The 5,904-nt window shown below is 33.3% G+C and carries 6 protein-coding genes; 5 read left to right on the top strand and 1 reads right to left on the bottom strand.

Annotated elements, in window-relative coordinates; translation table 11 throughout:
* The 5 genes from FWJ34_RS17490 to FWJ34_RS17470 form a co-directional block, all read left to right on the top strand.
* Positions 1-527 (top strand): PilN domain-containing protein (locus FWJ34_RS17490; protein ID WP_308256624.1); only part of this gene is annotated, 527 nt, incomplete at its 5' end.
* A complete protein-coding gene (locus FWJ34_RS17485; RefSeq protein ID WP_308256623.1) occupies positions 524-1,285 on the top strand; it encodes a type II and III secretion system protein in 762 nt (253 codons plus the stop codon). The genes FWJ34_RS17490 and FWJ34_RS17485, both read left to right, overlap by 4 nt.
* Positions 1,286-1,471: 186 nt before the next feature.
* Positions 1,472-3,670, top strand: coding sequence for a secretin and TonB N-terminal domain-containing protein (locus tag FWJ34_RS17480; protein WP_308256622.1), 2,199 nt, complete (start codon positions 1,472-1,474; stop codon positions 3,668-3,670).
* Between the two features lie 345 nt (positions 3,671-4,015).
* On the top strand, positions 4,016-4,597 hold the full coding sequence (locus FWJ34_RS17475) for a nicotinate-nucleotide adenylyltransferase (RefSeq protein WP_308256621.1): 582 nt from the start codon (positions 4,016-4,018) through the stop codon (positions 4,595-4,597).
* The gene (locus FWJ34_RS17470) at positions 4,578-5,303 is read left to right on the top strand and encodes an NrtR DNA-binding winged helix domain-containing protein (RefSeq protein ID WP_308256620.1); all 726 of its coding nucleotides are present in this window, start codon (positions 4,578-4,580) and stop codon (positions 5,301-5,303) included. The genes FWJ34_RS17475 and FWJ34_RS17470 overlap by 20 nt, the downstream gene beginning before the upstream one ends.
* Before the next feature lie 3 nt (positions 5,304-5,306).
* Here the strand turns inward: FWJ34_RS17470 and FWJ34_RS17465 are convergent, their stop codons facing one another.
* Positions 5,307-5,474, bottom strand: a complete 168-nt coding sequence (locus FWJ34_RS17465) for a hypothetical protein (RefSeq protein ID WP_308256625.1) — start codon at positions 5,472-5,474, stop codon at positions 5,307-5,309.
* Positions 5,475-5,904: the final 430 nt, after the last annotated feature.

Here is a 5,904-nt window from a genome sequence, read left to right as displayed (position 1 = left end):
TTCTAGTCAGTTTTTTTAACGAAATTAAACTTTGGTCATCTATGTTAGCGAAAATTCCCACTATTACACCTCCTAATGTGCAAATACAGACAATTACCCAATCAGGGAATAAAGGTTTAACGATTAACGGTTATGCACAATCCTATGATAACGTCAATGACTTTTTGTTAACTCTAAAAAATTCAGCTTTTCTCAATAGTGAAACTACGAAACTAGCCACTGCTACCATGGTAGCTAATCCAGGTACTGTTGTATTTAATCGTTCTCAACTATTAGGGGATCAAACTACCAGAGGGCAAGTACAAAATGATATAGATTTAACATTACCGAAAGTTGTTTTATATACTATAAATACAGAAATTAATGATAAATCCGCCCAAGAATTACTCAGTCAATTAAACCGCAGAGGAGCAATTGGTTTAGTCTCAAGAATAACAAATTTACAAAGAAAAGGAGCTTTCAATTTACAACCTGTAACTAAAACAACACCAGAAGAAAAACCCCCAGAAGGAGAAACTAAACAATGACAACATCTTTTACTACCTCTAACGAATTTGAACCTCAAGATGGTGATTTTGGTGGAAGTGATTATCCTGAAGCCTTTGGTATAACTTTTACCCCTAAAGTAATCGGTATTACTATGGGAGTTGGTGGTTTTTTGATCGCAGCTTATTTATTTTGGAGTCAAGTGCTTCCTGTATGGGGAGAATTATCCCAACTTAATAAGCAAAAACAAGAAAAAGAATCCCAACTACTACAACTGAGTTCTAGTCAACTCAATCAAATTATTGCCAAGAAACAAAATGAATTAAAAGAAATAACAGATCTCAAAGATGATGTACTTAAACTCTTTGCTACAGATAAGGTACTAGATACTCTATTATTAGATATTAATAAATTTACTACATTCAGTAATGTCACCATGAACAGTTTTGTGCCTAATCCTGATCGAGAAACCATTGCCGATGATTCTTTTGGTAGTTTAGCTACTAATAATTTGCAAGTAAAAACTTATAATCTTGATTTAGAAGGTAGCTTTAATGAGTTATTACCATTCTTACAAGATTTAGAAAGATTACAACCTTTATTAGTAGTAAAAAATCTTAACACTTCTATTCTTAACCCACCGCAATATTTATTAGAAAATAATCAATTAATCACTGTTGGGCAACCAAAATTAAAAACCAGTATTACTATACAAGCGGTATTTCCTGAGCTACAACCCCCCGCACCGGCCGAAGGGGAAAAACCACCGGCTGAAGGGGAAAAACCACCAGCTAAATAAACTGAAATTAATTATTAGTACTAAGGATGAGAGGAAAAAACACGAATACTAAAAAATGTAGTTTTCGAGCCTAAGATATTGACAGGTAACTTAAATGGATTTTAAGTAAACCATCAACTTCATACCGTTAAAATAATTTCCGAATTCTATTTTTATTTAAAATTTAAGTGTGTAGGAGTTAAATCAATGAACAAATTTTGTTTAAATCAAATCAAGTTTTTAAGTACTACCTCTGTTATTCTTTTCAGTTGGCAGTCTTTAGCCTTAGCAAATCCTAGTATTAATCAAAAATTAAAAATTAAAAATATTCCTCAGTCGATCGCCCAATCTTTTCCATCTAATCAAGATATTTTAATACCCAATCCTTCCATTAAAATTGACGGTAAACCTGTTAATGAATCTCAACCTACACCCCCACCATTTTTACCCAGAGCGGTTGCTCCTCCTGTAGGAGATATGTCAGTTTCTAATGTTAATACCACTTCTCCTGTTATTAATCTTGGCACAAATATTACAGTTCCCCGTTTAGTATTAAGAGATGCTCCTGCTACAGAAGTATTAGCATTACTCACCCGGGCAGCTGGATATAATATTATTTTTACTGAACAAGGAGCAGGAGAAGGAGCAAAAGTCTCATTAGATTTGGAAAATGAGCCAGTGCAAGATGTTTTTAATAATGTCTTAATGATTTCGGGGTTAAAAGCTAGTATTCAAGGTAAAACTATTTTTGTCGGCAACAAATTACCACCCACGGTTAAAAATGCCATCACTCGCAGTATTCGTTTAAACCAATATAGTGCTGTGGGTGCGGCTAGTTTCCTTAACAGTCAAGGGGCTCAGGGTAATATTATAGAAATAAAAGAAGAGACAAAAGACGGCAAAGTTACCAGAACTTTTGAAGTGAAAAAATTAGAAAGTACTGAAAAAGAGAACGAATATTTAGTTTTAAAAGGTTTAACAGTTCATGCTGATCCTCTGAATGATACTGTTACCTTAGTTGGTGAACCTAATTTAGTGCAAATGGCGACTTCTTTTTTAACTCAATTAGATGTTCGTCGTCGTCAAGTAGCAGTTAACGTTAAAGTAGTTGATGTAACATTAGATCAACAAGATAGTTTTGGTTCTAGCTTCTCTTTTGGTATTGATAATACTGGTGTTGTCCAAGATGGTGGTGTAGGAGTTATTAACTTTGGCACAAATAATCAAAATGTTAATCCTCAACAGTGGCGAACCAGTGGTATTGACGGCCCCCTTCAATCCCAAGGTTATAGTAATGAATCCTTAGTTGATCCTTATCAGCAAGAAGTGATTATTACAGAAGGATTTACTAACAATTTAGCCAATAACCTAGCCAATAATTTAGCTAACACCTTAAATCAATCTAGTAATAGTACCTTAACTGATAATTTGAATCGTAACTTTACCGATACCATTAATCGAACTTTAAGTCAATTTGGTAACACAACAAGTTTTACCAGAGGACAAATAGAAAATCTAAGTAGAGCTTTAACAGATAATTTAACTAATTCTGTGGCTAATACCTTAAACCAATCAGAAATCAGTGGTTTAACTCGAAATATTACCGATAGTGTGTCTCGTACCGTGACTAAAACTTTACAAGGATTACCATTAGGCTCTCCCAATTCAGGACAAATTACCCCCTTTGGTACTAATGCAGATCCTACTCAACCCGGAACTACCGCTAACATTCGTCCTGGTCGTAATTTTAACGTACCTCAAGCCTTTTTAGCACAAATCAGAGCAAATGTTAGTTCAGGTAATGCTAAAATTTTGACAGATCCGACTTTGGTTGTACAAGAAGGACAAGTTGGAACAGTGGAATTGATTGAAAATGTAGTTACAAGCGTAAATACTTCCATTGATCAATTAAGTGGTGTCAGAACTACAACTCCTGTTATTGAACCGGCTGGTTTAACCTTAAACGTAGCTATTCAAAAAATCGATGATAATGGTTTTATTAATTTACAAGTTAATCCCTCCATTAGTGCCCCAGGTACACCTCAAATTTTCCGTAGTGGTGTTGGTGCTGATAACGTTATTACTCCTTTAGTGGAACGAAAAGTATCCTCTGGTTTAATTCGTTTACGAGATGGGCAGACTTTAATTTTATCAGGTATTATCTCAGACGGTGAAAGAACACAGGTTTCTAAAATACCTATTTTAGGAGATTTACCTATCATTGGTAGCTTATTTCGCTCAACCTATAAAGATAAAGCTCGTTCAGAAGTAATAGTCATGCTAACACCCCAAGTTATTAATGATTCTGAGGGTTATAGCGGTTTTGGGTATAATTATACGCCCTCCCGTGAAACGGGCAAATATCTACGGGATCGTGGTTTAAATATACCTACCACTCCGTATTAATTTAACTAATAAGTAATAAATAATAAGTAATAAGTAATAAGTTAGTTTTAAAATTTATTTCTAAGGGAACCTCAGTTCGATGCTTTGAAACTTTTAGAAATAAGGGTTTAAGAGTCTTCGTTGACAAAATTTTCCTAACCTAAAAGAATTAACTTTAGTAAATAATTGTCGAAAATCAATTTTAATAATGTTTAAGTCAATTCTCTCCTATTCTAATCTTCACCAATAATTTTATGTCGAACTCAGGTAAGGGAAATAATTGCTCATCGCCATTAACAAAAAGTAAAATCAGATTGAGATAATTTAAAATAAATTCTTCTTACTATAGCCTAACAATCATTATTTATGAATGTCGCTATTTTTGGTACAAGTGCAGATCCGCCAACCATTGCCCATAAAACTATCTTAAATTACTTAGGGAACAATTATGATTTAGTAGCAGTTTATGCTTCTGATAATCCTTTTAAAAGTCATGGTAGTAATTTATCTCATCGTAGTCGTATGTTAGAATTGCTTATTGACGATCTTAATTTGACGGATAGTAATATTATTCATTGCCCTGATATAAGTGATAACAGAACCATATATACTATCGAAAAAGCAAGATTAAAATGGGGAGAAAATCTTGATTTAACTATCGTCATTGGTGGAGATTTAGCACCACAAATTTTTACATGGTATCAAGCACAAAAGTTATGGCAAGGGGTGAAAGTATTATTAATTCCCCGTAAAGGTTATACCATTCAGGAAAAAGTGATCGAAAATATTAACAATATTAGTTTAGGATGTGCGATCGCACAATGCCAAATTCCTCCCTTTTCCTCTACGGATTATCGTAACAACCATGATCAAGGGGTGTTGACTGATAAAGTAAAAACTTATATTGAAGAAAATTGTTTATATTTTGATGAAGAAAAAAGTGCTTAATGTAAGCCATTCCCTCGCCGATTTTAAAGTAGGAGTAGATAACGTTATATTTTCCGTGGATACCATTAACAATAAATTATTAATTTTAATGGTAAAACGAGAACAAGAACCATTTAAGGGATATTGGAGTTTACCCGGCACATTAGTGCACCAAGGAGAATCTTTAGAATCGGCAGCTTATCGAACTTTAGCAGAAAAAATACAAGTCAATAATCTTTATTTAGAACAATTATATACCTTCGGCGATCCCCATCGAGATCCTCGAGAATCATTAGATAGTTTTGGAGTGCGTTATTTATCCGTAAGTTATTTTGCCTTAGTCAGATATAAAGAAGCACAAATCACCAAAGACATAAAAAGTGCCACATGGATGACTTTAGATTCTCTTCCTCCCCTTGCCTTTGATCATAACCAAATTGTAGAGTATGGTTATCATCGATTACGCAATAAATTAGAGTATAGTCCTATAGCTTTTGAAGTGTTACCAGAATTATTTACTCTTTATGACCTTTACCAACTATATATTACAGTTTTAGGAGAAAATTTCACCGATTACTCTAATTTTCGTTCTCGTTTATTAAAATTAGGATTTTTAATCGACACCAGAAAAAAGGCTAATAAAGGTGCAGGAAGGCCGGCTACTTTATATCGTTTCGATGTAGATGCTTTTGCACCCTTTAAAGATAAACCTTTAGTCTTTATTTGATTTTTATTTTAAATGTAAATAAGTCGCTTCTTGCTCTAATTGTTCAACTAATTTTTGATTACCCTGATTTCTAGCTACTTGCAAACGATGTTCTAAATTTTTGCGTAAACTATCTTGATAGGCTTGTGCCGCATTAGCACTCATTTGACTTTTGCGAGTAACATTCATCATCTTTTTACCCCTTTTAATTTGACTATTTATTGATGGCATTTTTTCTTTATATCTCCATAATAACTATGTTTGGATATTCTGTATCTTTTGTTACAAAATCTTAATGATTAAATGAGGAATTGATGACAAAAAGTTAACACTTTTGACCTTATTTTTAATAATACAATAATATTTTTTTTATATATCAACAACATCAAAACCTTGATTTTTCATTTTTTAACCTGATACCTGATACTTGACACCTACCTTCATCAAGACGCTTTTTGAGCAAACCCTATGTAAATTTTATGAGAATATTAATCTAAACATCTTTCATTACTTATCAAAAAATCGTGGGTCTAAAACCCTGCTATCCACGGGCATTAGTGAGCTATAATTAAAAAAACATCCTTCGATGTGGTAACAGACAATAAAAGGCAAAAACCAAGCC

The sequence above is a fragment of the Geminocystis sp. GBBB08 genome (assembly GCF_016743215.1).
Classification (GTDB): domain Bacteria; phylum Cyanobacteriota; class Cyanobacteriia; order Cyanobacteriales; family Cyanobacteriaceae; genus Geminocystis.
The sequence above is the reverse complement of the archived record's forward strand: the minus strand, read 5'-3'. Positions and strand labels throughout refer to the sequence as shown.